We start from the raw sequence: 17,332 nt of genomic DNA, 5'->3' as shown, positions 1-17,332 counted from the left end.
CGGGGGGTTTGGGGGGGCTTTGGCCCTTGACTGTTGGTTCAAACATGGAGAGATCGGGATGGTATTTTCATCCAACGTGTTCCTGTTTCTGTTCTTGCCGATCTTTCTCGGCTTGTACTACCTGAGCGGGCAACGCTATCGCAACCTGCTGCTGTTGATCGCCAGCTACGTGTTCTATGCGTGGTGGCGGGTGGACTTCCTGGCGCTGTTCGCCGGCGTCACCCTGTGGAACTACTGGATCGGCCTGAAAGTCGGTGCCGCCGGCGTGCGCAGCAAACCGGCCCAGCGCTGGCTGTTGCTCGGCGTGGCGGTGGACCTGTGCATCCTCGGCTACTTCAAGTACGCCAACTTCGGCGTGGACAGCATCAACGCGATCATGACCTCGTTCGGTCTCGAGCCGTTCATCCTGACCCATGTGCTGCTGCCGATCGGTATCTCGTTCTACATCTTCGAGTCGATCAGCTACATCATCGACGTCTATCGCGGCGACACCCCGGCCACCCGCAACCTGATCGACTTCGCGGCGTTCGTGGCGATCTTCCCGCACCTGATCGCAGGTCCCGTGCTGCGCTTTCGTGACCTGGCCGACCAGTTCAACAACCGCACCCACACCCTCGACAAATTCTCCGAGGGCTGCACGCGGTTCATGCAGGGTTTCATCAAAAAGGTCTTCATCGCCGACACCCTGGCCGTGGTCGCCGACCATTGCTTCGCCCTGCAACACCCGACCACGGGCGATGCCTGGCTCGGTGCGCTGGCGTACACCGCGCAGCTGTATTTCGACTTCTCCGGTTACAGCGACATGGCCATCGGCCTGGGCCTGATGATGGGTTTCCGCTTCATGGAAAACTTCAAGCAGCCGTACATCAGCCAGTCGATCACCGAGTTCTGGCGCCGCTGGCACATCAGCCTGTCGACCTGGCTGCGTGACTACCTCTACATCACCCTCGGCGGCAACCGCAAAGGCACGCTGATGACCTATCGCAACCTGTTCCTGACCATGCTGCTCGGTGGTCTGTGGCACGGCGCGAACATCACCTACATCGTCTGGGGTGCCTGGCACGGCATGTGGCTGGCGATCGAAAAAATGCTCGGCCTCAACACCTCGCCGCGCAGCCTCAACCCGATCCGCTGGGCGCTGACCTTCCTGTTGGTCGTCATGGGCTGGGTGATCTTCCGCGCCGAGAACCTGCACGTCGCCGGCCGCATGTATGGCGCGATGTTCAGTTTCGGCGACTGGTCGCTCTCGGAACTCAACCGCGCCAGCCTGACCGGCCTGCAAGTGGCGACTCTGGTGGTGGCTTACGTGACCCTGGCGTTCTTCGGTCTGCGTGATCTGTACACCAACCAGCCACCGGTGAAGACCAAACCTGCGGTCAACGTCGAAAGCGACGGCCCTGCCGGTGCGCAACCGGGCCTGATCAAGGCAGCGCCTGGCGAAAACCCGGCAAGCATCCACGAGCCTGGCTACACCGTCGGCGTCGAAGCCCAGGTGCAACCGGCGTACTGGACGGCGGACTGGTCGCGCTACGTGATGCGCGGGCTGATCCTGCTGCTGTTCATCGCCTCGATTCTCAAACTCTCGGCGCAAAGCTTCTCGCCGTTCCTTTACTTCCAGTTCTGAGGGATCTGACATGACCCGCTCATTACGCATCTTCTATGTCGCACTGTTTCTGGTGACCCTGCTGGTGCTCGGTCTGTGGTCGGTGCGCAGCTTCTTCGGCTTCAGTACCAACGCCGACGCGACGGTGCTCAACGGCCGCTGGACCAAAGCCGTGGAAACCCACTACGACGATGAATTCCCGATCAAGCGACTGGGCACCAACCTCTGGGCCGCGCTGGATTTCAAACTGTTCAACGAAGGTCGTCCGGGCGTGGTGCTCGGTCGCGATCAGTGGTTGTACAGCGATGAGGAATTCAACCCGATCGTCAACGAAGAGCTGAACCTGCAAGGCAACTACGCGCTGGTCGAAGGCGTGCGCCAGACCCTGAAAGAGAAAGGCGTGAAACTGGTGATGGCGATCGTGCCGGCCAAGGTTCGCCTGTACCCGGAACACCTGGGTGAAGTGAAACCGGCGAGCATCCACGCCAACCTCTATCAGGACTTCCACGCCCGTGTCGCGGCGGACAAGATCCTCGCCCCCGACCTGCTCGGCCCGCTGCAAGCGGCCAAGCAGAACGGTCAGCAAGTGTTCCTGCGCACCGACACCCACTGGACCCCGGAAGGCGCGGAAATCGCCGCCAACACCCTGGCCAAAACTATCGCCGACAAGTTTCCGCTCAGCGGCGAGCCGCAGCGTTTCGTCACCACGCCGGCGGAGAAGGTCACGCACAAGGGCGACCTGCGCCTGTTCCTGCCGCTGGACCCGCTGTTCGAAAACCTGATGCCGGCCAAAGAGCCGCTGCAAAAGCGCAATACCGTGGCCGCCACCGAGCAGCCTGCCGGTGACGACGCGCTGTTCGCCAACAGCGAAGTGCCGGTCGCGCTGATCGGCACCAGCTACAGCGCCAACCCCAACTGGAACTTCGTCGGTGCGCTCAAGCAAGCGCTGCACAGCGACGTCGTCAACTACGCCGAAGACGGCCACGGCCCGATCCTGCCGATGCTCAGCTACCTGAAAAGCGATGACTTCAAGAACAGCCCGCCACAGGTGCTGATCTGGGAGTTTCCTGAACGATATCTGCCTGTGAACAACGAAATCGGCGACGCCGACCCGCAGTGGGTCGCAGAGCTTAAACAAGCCGGCGCGCGCCAACAAAACGTAGCTGTAAACACTAAATCCGAGACGCCCGATCGGGCGCAAAACTGAAAGAGAGGTCCACCATGACTTTCACTACAACTCCTCGTCGTCTCGCTAAACGCTTCGCTCTGGTCGCGGGTCTGAGCGTGCTGTCGGTCCAGGCCTTTGCCGGTGGTGACGCCGCGCTGTACGGCCCGACCGCACCGAAAGGCTCGACCTTCGTACGGGTCTACAACGCCAGCAACGCTGAAGTCAGCGCCACTGTCGGCAGCACCAACCTGAGCGACGTCGCACCGCTGGCCAGCAGCGACTTCAGCTTCATGCCGGGTGGTGACTACAGCGCCAAGGTCGGCAGCCAGACCCTGCCGGTCAAACTCGCCGGTGACCACTACTACACCCTGGTCAACAACGCGTCCGGCGCACCGCAACTGATCGAAGAACCGCCGTTCAAGAACAAGCAGAAATCCCTGGTGCGCGTGCAGAACCTCAGCGACAAGCCGCTGACCCTGAAGACCGCCGACGGCAAGACCGACGTGGTGCCGAACGTGGCCGCCAAGGGCCGTGGCGAGCGTGAAATCAACCCGGTGAAAGTCAGCCTGGCGCTGTACGAGGGCGACAAGAAAGTCGGCGATGTGAAGCCGGTCGCCCTGGAGCGCGGTGAAGCTGCGGTGCTGTACGTCACCGGCAACGGCAGCAACCTGTCGCCAGTCTGGGTGAAACGCCCGGTGTCGACCCGCTAACAAATTTTCCTGAACTGACGCAGTTCCCCCTGTGGGAGCGGGCTTGCTCGCGAAAGCGGTCTGACATTCAACATTGATGTCACTGAAACACCGCCTTCGGGAGCAAGCCCCCTCCCACAAAAGCCCAAACAAATCGATTTTATGGAGTAAACAATATGATTCCGGTGATCTTGTCAGGTGGTAGCGGTTCACGTCTTTGGCCGCTTTCGCGCAAGCAGTTTCCCAAGCAGTTCCTCGCCCTGACCGGCGAACACACGCTGTTCCAGCAAACCCTCGAGCGTCTGGTGTTCGAAGGCATGGACACCCCGATCGTGGTCTGCAACAAGGATCACCGCTTCATCGTCAACGAGCAGTTGGCCAGCCGCAATCTGGAATGCCAGCGCATCCTGATGGAACCGTTCGGCCGCAACACCGCACCGGCCGTGGCGCTGACCGCGATGATGCTGGTCAATGAAGGTCGCGACGAACTGATGCTGGTACTGCCGGCCGACCACGTCCTCGAAGACCAGAAAGCCCTGCAACGCGCCCTCGCCCTGGCCACCGTCGCCGCTGAAAATGGCGAAATGGTGCTGTTCGGCGTGCCGGCCACCAAACCGGAAACCGGTTACGGCTACATCAAGTCCACCGGTGATTCGCTGCTGCCCGAAGGCGTGAGCCGCGTCTCGCACTTCGTGGAAAAACCCGACGTCAAACGCGCTACCGAGTTCGTCGAGTCCGGCGGTTACTACTGGAACAGCGGCATGTTCCTGTTCCGCGCCAGCCGCTTCCTCGAAGAGCTGAAAAAGCACGATCCGGACATCTACGACACCTGCCTGCTGACCCTCGAGCGCAGCCAGCAGGATGCCGACACCGTCACACTGGACGAAGCCACCTTCGCCTGCTGCCCGGACAACTCCATCGACTACTCCGTGATGGAAAAGACCCAGCGCGCCTGCGTGGTGCCGCTGACCGCCGGCTGGAGCGATGTCGGCTGCTGGTCGTCGCTGTGGGAAGTCAACGAGAAGGACGCCAATGGCAACGTCAGCAAGGGCGATGTGGTGATCCAGGACAGCAAGAACTGCATGATCCACGGCAACGGCAAACTGGTATCGGTGATCGGCCTGGAGAACATCGTGGTGGTCGAAACCAAGGACGCCATGATGATCGCCCACAAGGACAAGGTTCAGGGCGTCAAGCAGATGGTCAACACGCTCAACGAGCAGGGCCGCAGCGAAACCCAGAACCACTGCGAAGTCTACCGTCCGTGGGGCTCCTACGACTCGGTGGACATGGGCGGGCGCTTCCAGGTCAAGCACATCTCGGTCAAGCCGGGCGCATGCCTGTCGCTGCAGATGCACCACCACCGCGCCGAACACTGGATCGTGGTCAGCGGCACTGCCGAAGTGACCTGCGACGAGAACGTGTTCCTGCTCACTGAAAACCAGTCGACCTACATCCCGATCGCCTCGGTGCATCGCCTGCGCAACCCGGGCAAGATCCCGCTGGAAATCATCGAAGTGCAGTCGGGCTCGTACCTGGGCGAAGACGATATCGAGCGCTTCGAAGACATCTACGGTCGCTCGACCCCGATCGAACGCGGCGTGTCGGTGAAAACCATCGCGCAGTAAGCGTTGCGCAAAACAAAAAGCCCCCGTCCAGCCCGCTGCGTCCCCTATCCGCAGCGGGTTGGGCGGGGGCTTTTTTTCAGCCCGTCTTGCGCCTGTCACTCGGAATGACTGCCCGGCTCATGGTTTTCCTGATACGTGTCTGTGGATAAACCGAAACCGATGCATTGGTTTTCTTGAAAAAGCCGGTGCTGCCAGGGCTGTAACGCTCGATTCCGCTGGAGCCTTGAATGGTCTGGTAATGGATGTTCCATTGCTGCTGCTTGCGGTCGTACTTCATGAAAGCGAAACCGGTCGTGAGGTTTTCCTGACGGCCCTGATCATCCGGTGCATAACCGTAATCCTGATATTCCATGGCGGCGGCCTGCCCCATTCCGTGGCCTTCGGAGAGATCGTTGTATTGGGCATTTTCCTTTCCGCCTTCCACATGCCGGACACGAAGCACGTTGTCGTTGAGTTGATCCACCGTCAGTGAGCAACCGCTGAAACCGGGGGTAAATACATAGTCCGGCTGAGTGCCTGTCGGATGCAGCGGAATATCGACATAACCACCCTGAGGCGCCCAATAACCGGATACCGCGTTGTTCTGGTCAGGGATCTCGCCATTGGGAATATCGACGATCCGCAAAGCATTGAATTCCCCACTGCCAGCACCGGAATAAGTCATGCGATCCACACTGAAAATAAACTCTGCGCCACCGTTACGGCGGCTCAACTGCGCGACGGTTTCGTTCGAGTAACGTCCGGGAGCGGGGTCCAGCAGTTGGGTACTGACTTCAATCCTGCCCAGCTCACCAACCTCCAGCGCCTTTCGGATGTTGCCAGAGCTGCCTGTAGCGGGCACTCCGCGCCGAGGTGCGCCGCTTTTCACCTCCAGAGCCCCGGCCATCATTCGATCAGCCCCCGTCGCGATAACAGGTTGCCACAATCCGTTGGCCAGCCTTCTACGCGTGACCGCCCCCTCGTCATCGGTGAAGGTGAGCGGATTGTTGCGAACCATTCGGTAGAGGTTGGCACCGTCGCCATGACCGGCAGGGTCCGCACTGGACCAGCGTTGCAGCCATGGGATGTAGTAACGCAGACCAAAGTAGTCGAGCCCGGAGGCATCGCGCTCCTTGCCCGAGTAACGAACGAATTTGCAGCTGAATTCGCCGTCCCGCCATGCGCTGGTACCGAAAGGGTGAAACCTTTCGCGGTTGATCGTCGCACCGTCAGCGGCGGTTTCCAGACAGACCGAACCCAGATGATCGACATGTTGGTATCGATACCGATTGTTGATTCCCGAAGGTGGCGGGCTTTCCCAGTGCTGTACTTGAGCGTTGTCGGCAATGATGACCTGCAACCGTTCGCCGGTGCCGTTGTCGGTGCGCAATTCCAGTCCAGGTAAATAGCGCACATCGGAAACCAGGGTGCGGGCGTTGGTTCGTAATGAGCGGATCTTGCGTACTCGTTGACTGCCAGACGCGTAGAGATAGACCTCTTGGTCGTTGAGCCGGGAGGCACGCTCCACCGGGCTGACCGATTGCAGTTGGTTACGCAGGTTCCAGTTCAGTATCCGCCCCGGTTCCAGCTGCAACAGGTTGCCTCTGCGGTCGTATGCGGCTTCGATTTGAGCGTCGTCGGGAGGTGCGTCGTCATAAGGCAGAGCGCGGTTGCTGTAACTCGCCGGTTGCAGTTTGCGCCCATGACTTTGTGCGCCTGCATGAGTCAGCCTGCGCAGGTTGCCAGAGGGATCATAATCGTAAGTCTGCTGATAGTTACTGACAGCCGCCGGATCGACGCGCCCCATCGAATGTGGGCCCTGACTGGCACTCCCGGCTTCCCAGCCGGACGCCATGATCAACTGATAAAGACTGTCATAGACAAAGCGGCTGACCGGCTCGATGCGCTGGTTGGCGAAGTAACGGATCGGCAGCGCCTTGTCTTCGATACTCAGGACATTGCCAGTCCTGTCGTATCCATAATGCAAGTGTTGCAGCACTCCACCGTGAGTGTCTTCGTCCCGACGGACCATCAGGCGACCGTCTTCGGGTCGATATACGCGGGTGGTCTGCACACCGTTGCCAGCGGTTTCCTGCTCGATACTGCCATAAGCGTTGTAGTGAATATCGCTGATCAGGATCTGTTCAGGCTCACCCCTCAACTGCAAGCGGCGCTCGCGCAAGCGGCCATCGGCGGTCAGCGCGAATGTATGTCGGTTGTCTCGGGCGTCCGTCTGCTCCAGTACATCGCCAAGCGCACCATGGCGCCACCGCGATGTCGCACCGGCGCCGGGTTCCAGCAGCCGCAGACGATCCGCTTCCAGCTCCGGCCAGTCGGGTGTCAGCGGATCCAGAGAGAAATGGCGGGTGTCTTCGGTACACTGACCGCTGATTGCAAACCCGTTGAACAGTACGCTGCCCGCCGGATGGTCATGACGAATCAGCTGACCGTACTGGTTTCGCGACTGATCCCCACTGCCGGGACGACCGTAGGTCATGCGCTCGACACAACGCCGAGGCTCGCTTGCCCCTTGTTCGAACATAGCGACCGGTCGCAGCAGGTCATCGTGTTCGATCTGGCGGCGAGTCTGGCGGCTGTCCCAACTGAACACCGTTTGCGCGGCGAGTCCCTTGAGCTCGATTTGCGTGCCGGCATCGACGCTGTCCGAACGAATCGCCGTGGCGTCCAGAACAAACACCTGCGCCAGGTTGGCCGGTGTCAGCGGGTCACCGGTCTGTGACAGCCAAAGCCGCGGATCCCACTGCTTCAACGCACGCCCCGCGAGGTCATGAAGGACGCGGTTGATCCGTGGCTCGACCGGGCCGCCCTCGATGACCCGACAATAGTCGACCGTGCGGACCGTCAGACCGCGCGGGTCGACTGCAGACATCCTCGGCGTATTGATGTGCAAACTCATGGAGCGCGCTCCCCGCGCGACCGGCATGTCTTTCTGCCTCGGGCATCTGAGCAAGCTCAGCGCTCGTTCGGCCACTGTCAGAAATTACAGTTCCGACCAACGGCACCTTCGCTCAATCCGTGAATGTCCATTCCGGCGCCCCTTCGGTAGGATGGTCATCACGAGTTCAAGGAGCGTTCGAACATGTTCATCGGCGTCTTGCTGGTCATCACCTGGCTGATCCTGCTGTTGCGCTACCCGGCCAAGGCCTTGCCGGTGTCGATGGCTGCCGCTGTGGGCCTCGGGCTGGTGGCGATGTGGGTGGTGTGGCTGGACAACCGCGAGGTCAAGCAACTGGCGCGCCTTGAACTGCGCATCGTCTATGCCCCCGAACAATGCCCTGCCGACCGGCCGCTGCTGCTCAAGATGAACAACGGCAACGACGTGCCGCTGACTGAACTGCGCTGGCGCATCGCAGCGTACGCGCCGGGCGACACCGTGAACCTGGCCGACAATCAATACGCCGCCCCACGCTATCGCGGCCCAGGCGAATTGCAGGCCGGCGGCAATTGGGAAGACTGTTTGCCGCTGCCACCGCTGCGACCCGGTTATCGCCCGCAAACCCTGGAGTTTCGCGCCGAGCGATTGCAGGGTAGTTTCTCCGACTGATCCCCTCCCCCACACTTTTGCACAAGGAATGCGCCATGCCCGTTGCGTTGATTACCGGTTGTTCCAGCGGCATCGGCCGCGCGCTCGCCGATGCCTTCAAAAGCGCCGGGTACGAGGTCTGGGCCAGTGCACGCAAGGCTGAAGATGTCGCGGCGCTAAGCGCGGCCGGGTTCACGGCGGTGCAGCTCGACGTCAATGACAACGCAGCGCTGGAACAACTCGCCGAGCGGATCAACCAGCAACACGGCGGACTCGACGTGCTGATCAACAATGCCGGTTACGGCGCCATGGGCCCGCTGCTCGACGGCGGTGTTGCGGCCATGCAGCGCCAGTTCGAAACCAACGTGTTTTCGATTGTCGGCGTGACCCGTGCGCTGTTCCCGGTGCTGCGCCGGGCCAAGGGTCTGGTGGTGAATGTCGGCAGTGTTTCCGGGGTGCTGGTCACGCCATTTGCCGGCGCCTATTGCGCGTCGAAAGCGGCGGTGCATGCGTTGAGCGATGCGTTGCGCATGGAGCTGGCGCCATTCGGCATTCGCGTGATGGAAGTGCAGCCGGGGGCGATTCAATCGAGCTTCGCCAAGAATGCCGGCCATGAGGCCGAACAACTGATCAACGAACAATCGCCGTGGTTTCCGTTACGCGAAGGCATTCGGGCGCGGGCCAAGGCCTCGCAGGACAAACCGACCCCGGCCAGCGACTTCGCCGCCGAGTTGCTCAAGGCTGTGCAGCAGAGCAAGCCACCGCGACTGATCCGCATCGGCAATGGCAGCCGGGCATTGCCGTTGCTGGCGACCCTGCTGCCGAAAGGGTTGCTGGAGTCGACGTTGATGAAGCGCTTCGGCTTGCGCGCAAAGCTCTGAGACCGAGTTGACGCTTTCGCGAGCAAGCCCGCTCCCACAGGGGAATGCATTCCAAATGTGGGGGCGGGCTTGCTCGCGAAGAGGCCAGGCCAGCCAACACTCAGCCCCAGCCCTTCATGAAATCAATGAACGCCCGCACCTTCAATGGCAGGTGCCGGGTGTCCGGGTACAGCGCGTAAACGCCTTGCTGGGCGAAGCGGTAATCCGGCAACAAGCGCTGTAATCGCCCGGCGTCGAGGTCTTCCTGAATCAGCCATTGCGGCAAAATCGCCACGCCTTGCCCGGTCAGTGCAAAGGCACGCAGGGTCGCCGAGTTGTCGGCGACGATGGCGGTGGTTCCCGGTTTTGGCTGATAGATATGCTCGGTGCCGGCCGGGTCGCTGACCGTCATTTCCGGCACTCGCCCATGTCCCAGCGTCGGCATCGACTCCAGCACCGCCAGCGTATCGACCGGCACAAATCGCTCGACCAGCCCCGGCGCCGCCACGGCAAATACCTCGAACGTCGACAACTGCACTGCCCGCAGATTGGAGTCGTGCATGCGGCCCAGGCGGATCGCCATGTCAAAGCGTTCGGAGATCAGATCGGCATGGGTCGAAGATGTGGACAAGTGAATGTTCAGTTGCGGCTGCTGCTGACGAAACACTTCCAGCGCCGGCACCACCTGAGCCAGCGCGAACTCCACGGTCGTGGTGATGCGCAGGGTGCCCTTGAGCTGCGAGTGCTCTGAACGTGCTTCCTCGATCGCAAGCCGCGCTTCGTCCAGCGTGCGCAGGCAGCGCCGATAAAAACGTTCGCCGGCATCGGTGAGGGCCAGTTGCCGGGTGTTGCGGGTGAGCAAGGTGACGCCCAACTCTTCTTCCAAGCGCTTGAGGTTGAAGCTCACCACCGCCCGCGTTTGCCCCAGCGTGTCGGCAGCGGCGGTCAGCGAGCCGGCCTCGACCACGGCCTTGAAGGTATCGAATCGATCCAGGCTGACCATGTTCACAGCGCTCCCTGTCAAAATAATTTTGACAAACTAGCAGCCAAACCAGCGTATTTCTATTGCCACCAGCGCACTACCCTGCACGCCTCATCACAGGAAAGCTGCCATGGCCTATCGCTCGAAAGTCGCGCTGGTGTATCTGTTGGGGTTCGCCCTCGACCTGCTGAACATGTTCGCCGCCAGCATTGCCTACCCGGACATTGCTGCACAGCTGCACGCCTCGGTAACGCAACTGGCCTGGATCACCAACGCCTACATGCTCGGGCTGACGCTGATCATTCCGTTGAGCGTGTGGCTGGCTGCACGGGTGGGCGAGCGGCGGCTGATCCTCGGTTCGCTTTTGCTGTTCGGGATCGCCTCCGGACTCATCGCTCAGGCGAGCTCGATTGAAAGCCTGATCGGCTGGCGACTGCTGCAAGGACTGGGTGGCGGGTTGCTGCTTCCGGTCGGTCAGGCCTTGGCCTATCGAGAGTTTCCGGCGACACAACGCGCGCACTTCACCGGTGTGGTTTTGCTGGTGGCGTTGATGGTGCCGGCCCTGTCGCCGGCGGCGGGTGGTTTGATCGTCGAGACGTTGTCGTGGCGCTGGATTTTCTACCTGAACATGCCGGTGGCACTTTTCGCTTTCGGTCTGGGCCTGCTCTGGTTGAAAGCGGATCAGACAGGGAGTGAACGCCCGACACTGGACGCTCGCGGCCTGCTGCTGGCCGTTTCCGCGCTGAGTCTGTTGTTGATTGCCGTGAGTCTGGCGAGTGCACCCGCAACCCGACATCTCGCGGGCGGTGTCCTGCTGCTCAGCGTCATCACCTTGTGGATCTACCTGCGAGATGGCTGGAACAAACCGGGTGCAGTCCTTGATCTGCAATTGATCAAGAACCCGTCATTGCGCCTGGCGATGCTGATCTATCTGTTTGTGCCCGGCATCTTTACCGGCACCAACATGATTGCCGTGTTGTATCTGCACGACCTCGGTTTCGGTGCAGCGCAAACCGGGGCGCTGATGCTGGCCTGGGCGGCGGCCTCGGGCGTGGCGATCATGCTTGGCAAACGCAGCTTCAACCGGACCGGTCCCAGGCCGTTGCTGATTGTCGGCATGCTGCTGCAATGCCTTGGCATCGTCGTGCTGATGCAGATCGATCAACCCGCCAGCGGCCCGTTGGTCCTCGCCTATGCCCTGATGGGATTGGGCGGCAGTCTGTGCAGCGTCACCGCGCAGACCCTGGCATTTGTCGGCATCACGCCGGAAAAAATGGGTCACTCCAGCGCTCTGTGGAACATCAACCGCCAGCTCGGTTTCTGCCTCGGCGCAGCGCTGCTCAGTTCATTGCTGGGTGCCTTGGGCGCCAACGGATTCAAGTACTGCTTTCTCGCCGCTGCACTGCTCACGCTGTTGCCGATGGCCGCCGTACTGCGTTTCGACTCGACAAAAGTGCTAGCCCTTCTGCGCTCACCTCACCTTCAGGAAAAATCCACATGACTGACTACACCGACTATTTTGACGAAGTGATCCGGGCCCATGAGGCCATCGAACGATGGTTTGCCGTGGAGGAAGAAAAGGCAACGCTTGAACGATTGCTGGCGCGTTTTTCGCCACGCTTTTCCATGGTGACGCCGCTGGGGCGCGTGCTGGATTTCGAGGCCTTGCGTGCGCTGTTTCAAACGGTGGGCGGCAAGAAGAGCGGGTTCAGGATCGAGCTCGACGAGCTTCGCGGGATTGCTTTGCATGAACGCGGCGCGACGGTGAGTTATCGCGAACAGCAGACCGATGCGAGCGGATTGCACACGGATCGACGTTCAACTGTGGTGTTTGAAAAAACCGAATCCGGACGGGTGATCTGGCGGCATCTGCACGAAACGTTTTGCCAGGACTGACACCGTCGGTTATGGCGAGGGAGCCTGCTCCCTCGCCAAAGGATTACTCGGCAGCGTCCTGCTTCACCACCACCGTGCAGGTAATCCCCGCCGCCAGCAGCACACCCTCCGGCACTTCATCGATGTGAATCCGCACCGGTACCCGTTGCGCCAGGCGCACCCAATTGAAGGTCGGGTTCACATCGGCGATCAGCTCGCGGCTTTCCGGGTTGTCGCGGTCGTAGATGCCGCGGGAAATGCTCTCCACGTGGCCCTTGAGGACTTCGCCGCTCATCAGTTGCATGTCGGCTTTGTCGCCGACGCGCACGTGGGGCAGTTTGGTTTCTTCGAAGAAGCCGTAGACCCAGAACGAGTTCATGTCGACCACGGCCATTTTCGCTTCGCCGATACGGGCGTAGTCGCCGCGATGGACATTGAGGTTGGTCACGTAGCCGTCCACCGCCGCCCGCACTTCGGTGCGTTTGAGGTTGAGTTCGGCGGCTTCCAGTTGCGCCTGGGCCTGTTGGTAATCGGCCAGCGCGGAGTCGGCGATGTTGCTCGCGTCGTCGCGGTTTTCCTTGGAGATCACCAGGTTGTCGAGGTCAGCGCGGCGGTGAGCGTTGACCTTGCGCATCTCCCACGTGGCCTTGCGCGAAGCCACCAGCGACTGCGCCTGTTTCACCGCCAGGCGATAGTGTTCGGGGTCGATCTGCATCAGCAGATCACCTTTTTTCACCAACTGGTTGTCACGTACCGGCACGTCCACCACTTCACCGGTGACGTCGGCGGCGACGTTGATGATGTCGGCGCGCACCCGGCCGTCGCGGGTCCACGGGGTGTTCATGTAGTGCTCCCACAACGTACGGCCGATCCACAACGCCAGGGCCAGCACCAGCAGGGTCGCGAGCAGGCTGAAAAACTTTTTCATCGGGACAATTCTCAGACTCAACGGTAGACGGTCAGCGCCATCGCGCCGAACAGACAGGTAAACAGGCTCAGGCGCAGCAGCGCCGGGTGCCAGAAGAAGCGGTACAGATCGAACCCCGAAAGGAACCGGTCCAGCGCCCAGGCCAGTGCCGCGGCGACGAAAAACATCAGGGTCATGGTCGGCATGTACACGCCGTGGAAGGCGATTTCACGAGGCATGGGCAAGTCCTTCGGGCTTGGCGATGGCATAGGCGGCGAGTGGCGATTGCGGATCGAGCAACGAGGTGCGGATGAAGTGCAGGTAGCTTTTCACCCGCCGCAGCGCCGAAGTATCGAAGTGCGGCGCGAACGGTTCATCGGTAGCGGCGACCCGGCTGATCGCGTGATCGACGGCGACCAGGGCGCGCTCCAGATTGCTTGAATTCGGTTGCAGGAACAGCCGCACCAGCGAGCGCCCCATGACCCGGATTGCCTGCCGCCACGGTTGCGATTCGGCATACGCCGGGTGCACCGGCAGGATCGCCTGCTCCTTGCGCAACTCGATGATCGCGTGACCGACTTCCAGCACCACGAACATCCAGCGCAGCAGGTTTTTCTGCACCTGCGGCTGACCGGCCGCCAGGCCGTAAGCCTGATGCATCAAGTCGCGGGTACGGCTTTCGAAACTCGACGCCAGGCCCTTGAGTTTGCCGCTGATCGCGTACACCACTTGCCCGCGCAGATCCTGCTCCAGGCGTCGCCACAACCAGCGGCTGTTCGGCGGCAGAATGATCGCGCCCGCCGCCGCGCAGACCAGCATGCCCATGACCATGGCGATGTAGTCGTTGATGAAGGTGTACGGGTTGTAGATCGTCAGATTGTCCGGCACCGAACCGGTGCTGAAGAAGATCAGCAGACCGAGACCGACACCGGCGTATTGCGGTCGCGAAGCGAGGAACGAGCCGAGCACGATCACCGGTGCGAGCATCACACACAGCAACGGGAAACCATCGATCCACGGGAAGATGAAAAACATCTCGACGAAGCCGATCAACGCCCCGAGGAATGTGCCGCAGGCCATCTGGAACGCCATGCGTTTCGGGTTCGGCGTGGCGGCGGACAGGCCCACGGTGGCAGCGGCGATCAGGGTCATGGTCGCGCCACTCGGCCACGCGGTGGCGACCCAGTAACTGCCGAGTACGACGAGGATAAACGCGGCTCGAATCCCTGAAGCCGCGGCCGCCCACCAACTGGTTTGCGGGGTGAACGGTTCGTCCCAGCGTTCGCGCTCGTGGCTGTGATCGGCCAGCGAGGCGTGGGTCTGTGCATAACCGTGCAGGTCATCGACGAAGCGATAGAGCAATTCGTAAGCGGTGTGGAAATCCAGCAGCTCGGCGTCGCTCGGATCGCTCTCCTGGAAGGCCGCCCGCAGACTGCGCACCCGCGCCGGCAACCCTTCCTTGTAAGCCGTCAGCACCGTCACCAGACGCGCCGCATCCGGGCTGGTCAGGGCGCGGCCGCTGAAGCCGTCGAGCACTTCGGCCAGATCCTGCAGACCCGGTTTGATCGCTGCTTCCACATGGTCGGCACCGTTGCGGCGCAGGCGTTCGAGCAACTGATGCAAGGCGTTGAAACGGGTGGTGATACCCATGAATTCGCTGTTCAGGCGACTGAGCCGACCGTTACGGCGACGCATGTGCGGGTCTTCGAACACGGTCACGCTGCGCAGCCCTTCCAGCCCCACCGCTTCGGCGATGAAGCGCACGTTGCTGGCCTCGAACGCCTCCGGTTTGCTGCGCCCGCGCAAGCCGTCGGTGACGAACAACGCGAACACACCGAAGCGCTGATACAAGGCGTTGCGCATGGCTGCGCTGGCGGTTTGCGGCAGGATCGCGGCGCTGACCAGGGTTGAGCAGAGAATCCCCAACGAGATTTCCAGCACCCGCCACACCGCCGCCATGAACGCGCCGTCAGGATGCGCCAGTGCCGGCAGGCCGACCATCGCGGCGGTGTACCCGGCCAGCACAAAACCGTAGGCGCGGAAGTTGCGGCAACGAGCGGCGCCGGCCGAGCAGATCCCGACCCAGATCGCCAGCGAGCCGAGGAACAGTTCAGTGTTCTGGGCGAACAAGGAAATCAGCGTGACCATCATCGCCGATCCGGCCAGAGTGCCGAGGAAGCGATAGAAACTCTTGGCGAATACCTGACCGCTCTGCGGCTGCATGACGATGAACACGGTGATCATCGCCGTGCGCGGTTGCGGCAGTTCCAGGCGCATCGCCAGCCACAGGGTCAGGAATGCGGCGATCAACACCTTGAAGATGTAGACCCAGGTCACGCCGTCGCTGCGTGCCCAGTCGAAGAAACCCCGGCGCCATTCCAGAGAGTAGAGCCAGCGCAAAGGTGCGGGCAGGTGAGTCATTTGGTCTTGCTCAAAAAGTCAGTCGAACCGGAGAAACTGTGGGAGCGGGCTTGCTCGCGAATGCGCTGTGTCAGACAACAAATGGGCTGTCTGACACTCCCTCTTCGCGAGCAAGCCCGCTCCCACAGGAGTTGTGTGTTCAACGCAGGAGGGCCGGGGTTTTCGGTGCGGCGGTCTGCTCAAAAGTCGGGACGTCTTTACCCGCGCCAAGGCCGCCGCCCAATGCCGTCACCAGTTCCGCATGGGCACTCAAGCGCGCCGCCTGCACCTGCTGCTGCACTTGCTGCTGCTTGAACAGCAGGGTCTGCGCATTGAGCACGTTGAGGTAATCGGTGAGCCCGCGCTGGTAGGCGATCATCGCGATGTCGTAAGTTTTCTGCGCCGTAGCCACCGATTCGGCGGCGAACGTCTGCTGCTTGTCCATCGACTCGCGGCGGATCAACTGATCCGAGATGTTCTTCAGCGCATTGACCAGGGTCTGGTTGTAATGCGCCACGGCGATGTCATAACCAGCTGACGCTTCACCGAGTTCGGCACGCAGTCGCCCACCGTCAAAGATCGGCAGCGAGATCGCCGGCCCGACGTTGTAGTTGAGCTTCTTGCCGGTCAGAAACTCCAGCGCCCCGCCACCGGTGGCCATGTAGCCGAGGCTGCCGACCAGATCGACGTTGGGGTAGAACCCGGCATGCGCCACATCGATCCCGCGAGCCTGCGCCGCCACTTGCCAGCGACTGGCGACCACGTCCGGACGCTGGCCGAGCAGTTCGGCAGGCAGTGCCGACGGCAACTTCAGCGCCGCACCGAGGGACAGGGTCGGCCGCTGCAACTGCGCGCCGGCGCCCGGCCCTTTGCCGGCCAGTGCAGCGATCTGGTTGCGGCTCAGGGAGATTTCTTCGTCCAGCGCATCCAGTTGCCGATGGGTTTCCGGCAGCGGGGTTTCGGCCTGGCTGACTTCGAAGTGGGTGCCGATCCCGCCGTCCAGACGTTTCTGTGCCAGCTCGAGAATCTGCTGTTGCTGTTTGAGCGTCGCCGCGACGATATCGCGCTGGGCATAGTGCAACGACAACTCGATGTAGGCGCGCACGATGTTGTTCTGCAATTCCAGCTGCGCCTGGCGCGCCTCGGCAGCGCTCATGTGCGCCAGATCGACGGCACGCTCGGTGCTGTTGCTTTCACGGCCCCAGAGGTCGAGGGCGTAACTGAAACCCAGCGCGGCGTTGTTGTCCCAGGTGGTGCTGTTGGCCAGCTCACCGGGACCGTAGAACTGGTCGGTCGGCCAGTTGTGGCGCTTGAGGGTCGACTCGCCATTGATCTGCAACGACTCGGCGGCTTCGGCGACACCGGCCATGGATCTCGCCTGACGCACTCGCGCGGCGGCCATCGCCATCGTCGGGCTGCCTTGCAGGGCAAGGTCGATCCAGCGGTTGAGTTGCGGGTCGCCATAGGCCTGCCACCATTGGGCGGTGGGCCAGTTTGCGTCACGGGCGGCGTGGGCGATGGCCTCGTCGGTGGCCAGTTCATTGGCCTCCAGAGCCTTGCCCTGCGGGGCAATGCCTCCGGTTCCGATGCAGCCGCTGAGACCTAACGAAATAGCCAGAACACTGAGCGATAAAAGCGCTCTGTTGATGCGACGCGGCACTGCTGCGAATTCCTGAGGTGGGGGATGTTTCGAGGTG

At 61.7% G+C, this 17,332-nt stretch carries 14 protein-coding genes; 8 read left to right on the top strand and 6 right to left on the bottom strand.

Features of this window, described 5'->3' with window-relative positions; translation table 11 throughout:
- Window positions 1-58 precede the first annotated feature (58 nt).
- The 4 genes from ACSPX5_RS28725 to ACSPX5_RS28710 all read left to right on the top strand — a co-directional run bounded on the left by ACSPX5_RS28725 (window position 59) and on the right by ACSPX5_RS28710 (window position 5,088).
- Window positions 59-1,624, top strand: coding sequence for an MBOAT family O-acyltransferase (locus ACSPX5_RS28725; RefSeq protein ID WP_439820724.1), 1,566 nt, complete (start codon window positions 59-61; stop codon window positions 1,622-1,624).
- A gap of 10 nt (window positions 1,625-1,634) precedes the next feature.
- The gene (locus ACSPX5_RS28720; RefSeq protein ID WP_439820723.1) at window positions 1,635-2,810 is read left to right on the top strand and encodes an alginate O-acetyltransferase; all 1,176 of its coding nucleotides are present in this window, start codon (window positions 1,635-1,637) and stop codon (window positions 2,808-2,810) included.
- Window positions 2,811-2,824: 14 nt separating this feature from the next.
- Window positions 2,825-3,481 carry an alginate O-acetyltransferase AlgF gene (locus tag ACSPX5_RS28715; RefSeq protein ID WP_085608134.1) on the top strand — a complete coding sequence of 219 codons (657 nt, stop codon included), beginning with the start codon at window positions 2,825-2,827 and terminating at the stop codon, window positions 3,479-3,481.
- Window positions 3,482-3,636: 155 nt separating this feature from the next.
- The gene (locus tag ACSPX5_RS28710; RefSeq protein WP_169428949.1) at window positions 3,637-5,088 is read left to right on the top strand and encodes a mannose-1-phosphate guanylyltransferase/mannose-6-phosphate isomerase; all 1,452 of its coding nucleotides are present in this window, start codon (window positions 3,637-3,639) and stop codon (window positions 5,086-5,088) included.
- A gap of 76 nt (window positions 5,089-5,164) precedes the next feature.
- Here ACSPX5_RS28710 and ACSPX5_RS28705 read toward each other — a convergent pair whose 3' ends face one another.
- Entirely contained in the window at window positions 5,165-7,984 is a 2,820-nt protein-coding gene (locus ACSPX5_RS28705; RefSeq protein WP_439820722.1) for an RHS repeat-associated core domain-containing protein, read from the bottom strand.
- A gap of 183 nt (window positions 7,985-8,167) precedes the next feature.
- Here ACSPX5_RS28705 and ACSPX5_RS28700 point away from each other — a divergent pair, with 183 nt between their 5' ends.
- On the top strand, window positions 8,168-8,632 hold the full coding sequence (locus tag ACSPX5_RS28700; protein ID WP_169428948.1) for a multidrug transporter: 465 nt from the start codon (window positions 8,168-8,170) through the stop codon (window positions 8,630-8,632).
- A gap of 35 nt (window positions 8,633-8,667) precedes the next feature.
- Window positions 8,668-9,492, top strand: coding sequence for an SDR family oxidoreductase (locus ACSPX5_RS28695; protein WP_439820721.1), 825 nt, complete (start codon window positions 8,668-8,670; stop codon window positions 9,490-9,492).
- A gap of 100 nt (window positions 9,493-9,592) precedes the next feature.
- Here ACSPX5_RS28695 and ACSPX5_RS28690 read toward each other — a convergent pair whose 3' ends face one another.
- Window positions 9,593-10,474: a LysR family transcriptional regulator gene (locus ACSPX5_RS28690; RefSeq protein WP_207865317.1), complete on the bottom strand. Its 882-nt coding sequence runs from the start codon at window positions 10,472-10,474 to the stop codon at window positions 9,593-9,595.
- A gap of 109 nt (window positions 10,475-10,583) precedes the next feature.
- Here ACSPX5_RS28690 and ACSPX5_RS28685 point away from each other — a divergent pair, with 109 nt between their 5' ends.
- A complete protein-coding gene (locus ACSPX5_RS28685) occupies window positions 10,584-11,954 on the top strand; it encodes an MFS transporter (RefSeq protein ID WP_439820720.1) in 1,371 nt (456 codons plus the stop codon).
- Window positions 11,951-12,349 carry a DUF4440 domain-containing protein gene (locus tag ACSPX5_RS28680; protein ID WP_439820719.1) on the top strand — a complete coding sequence of 133 codons (399 nt, stop codon included), beginning with the start codon at window positions 11,951-11,953 and terminating at the stop codon, window positions 12,347-12,349. The genes ACSPX5_RS28685 and ACSPX5_RS28680 overlap by 4 nt, the downstream gene beginning before the upstream one ends.
- A gap of 43 nt (window positions 12,350-12,392) precedes the next feature.
- Here ACSPX5_RS28680 and ACSPX5_RS28675 read toward each other — a convergent pair whose 3' ends face one another.
- From ACSPX5_RS28675 to ACSPX5_RS28660, 4 genes are all read right to left on the bottom strand, one after another.
- Complete coding sequence (locus ACSPX5_RS28675) at window positions 12,393-13,256, bottom strand: efflux RND transporter periplasmic adaptor subunit (RefSeq protein WP_085746982.1); 864 nt, start codon at window positions 13,254-13,256, stop codon at window positions 12,393-12,395.
- A 17-nt stretch (window positions 13,257-13,273) separates the two neighbouring features.
- Window positions 13,274-13,474: a DUF1656 domain-containing protein gene (locus tag ACSPX5_RS28670; protein WP_003221811.1), complete on the bottom strand. Its 201-nt coding sequence runs from the start codon at window positions 13,472-13,474 to the stop codon at window positions 13,274-13,276.
- Window positions 13,464-15,656: an FUSC family protein gene (locus ACSPX5_RS28665; RefSeq protein ID WP_439820718.1), complete on the bottom strand. Its 2,193-nt coding sequence runs from the start codon at window positions 15,654-15,656 to the stop codon at window positions 13,464-13,466. The genes ACSPX5_RS28670 and ACSPX5_RS28665 overlap by 11 nt, the downstream gene beginning before the upstream one ends.
- Before the next feature lie 139 nt (window positions 15,657-15,795).
- Window positions 15,796-17,295 carry an efflux transporter outer membrane subunit gene (locus ACSPX5_RS28660; RefSeq protein ID WP_439820717.1) on the bottom strand — a complete coding sequence of 500 codons (1,500 nt, stop codon included), beginning with the start codon at window positions 17,293-17,295 and terminating at the stop codon, window positions 15,796-15,798.
- Between the last annotated feature and the right edge of the window lie 37 nt (window positions 17,296-17,332).

It is taken from the genome of Pseudomonas sp. HLG18, from assembly GCF_051903985.1.
Taxonomy (GTDB): Bacteria; Pseudomonadota; Gammaproteobacteria; order Pseudomonadales; family Pseudomonadaceae; genus Aquipseudomonas; species Aquipseudomonas fluorescens_BT.
Note: the sequence above shows the minus strand (reverse complement) of the source record. Positions and strands in the feature narration are given on the sequence as shown.

What these genes read in the sequence shown, in the direction of transcription:
- ACSPX5_RS28690 (WP_207865317.1), bottom strand. Translation starts at nt 10,474, where the DNA reads ATGGTCAGCCTGGATCGATTCGATACCTTCAAGGCCGTGGTCGAGGCC.
- ACSPX5_RS28705 (WP_439820722.1), bottom strand. Translation starts at nt 7,984, where the DNA reads ATGAGTTTGCACATCAATACGCCGAGGATGTCTGCAGTCGACCCGCGC.
- ACSPX5_RS28665 (WP_439820718.1), bottom strand. Translation starts at nt 15,656, where the DNA reads ATGACTCACCTGCCCGCACCTTTGCGCTGGCTCTACTCTCTGGAATGG.
- ACSPX5_RS28725 (WP_439820724.1), top strand. Translation starts at nt 59, where the DNA reads ATGGTATTTTCATCCAACGTGTTCCTGTTTCTGTTCTTGCCGATCTTT.
- ACSPX5_RS28695 (WP_439820721.1), top strand. Translation starts at nt 8,668, where the DNA reads ATGCCCGTTGCGTTGATTACCGGTTGTTCCAGCGGCATCGGCCGCGCG.
- ACSPX5_RS28715 (WP_085608134.1), top strand. Translation starts at nt 2,825, where the DNA reads ATGACTTTCACTACAACTCCTCGTCGTCTCGCTAAACGCTTCGCTCTG.
- ACSPX5_RS28720 (WP_439820723.1), top strand. Translation starts at nt 1,635, where the DNA reads ATGACCCGCTCATTACGCATCTTCTATGTCGCACTGTTTCTGGTGACC.
- ACSPX5_RS28670 (WP_003221811.1), bottom strand. Translation starts at nt 13,474, where the DNA reads ATGCCTCGTGAAATCGCCTTCCACGGCGTGTACATGCCGACCATGACC.
- ACSPX5_RS28710 (WP_169428949.1), top strand. Translation starts at nt 3,637, where the DNA reads ATGATTCCGGTGATCTTGTCAGGTGGTAGCGGTTCACGTCTTTGGCCG.
- ACSPX5_RS28680 (WP_439820719.1), top strand. Translation starts at nt 11,951, where the DNA reads ATGACTGACTACACCGACTATTTTGACGAAGTGATCCGGGCCCATGAG.
- ACSPX5_RS28700 (WP_169428948.1), top strand. Translation starts at nt 8,168, where the DNA reads ATGTTCATCGGCGTCTTGCTGGTCATCACCTGGCTGATCCTGCTGTTG.
- ACSPX5_RS28685 (WP_439820720.1), top strand. Translation starts at nt 10,584, where the DNA reads ATGGCCTATCGCTCGAAAGTCGCGCTGGTGTATCTGTTGGGGTTCGCC.
- ACSPX5_RS28675 (WP_085746982.1), bottom strand. Translation starts at nt 13,256, where the DNA reads ATGAAAAAGTTTTTCAGCCTGCTCGCGACCCTGCTGGTGCTGGCCCTG.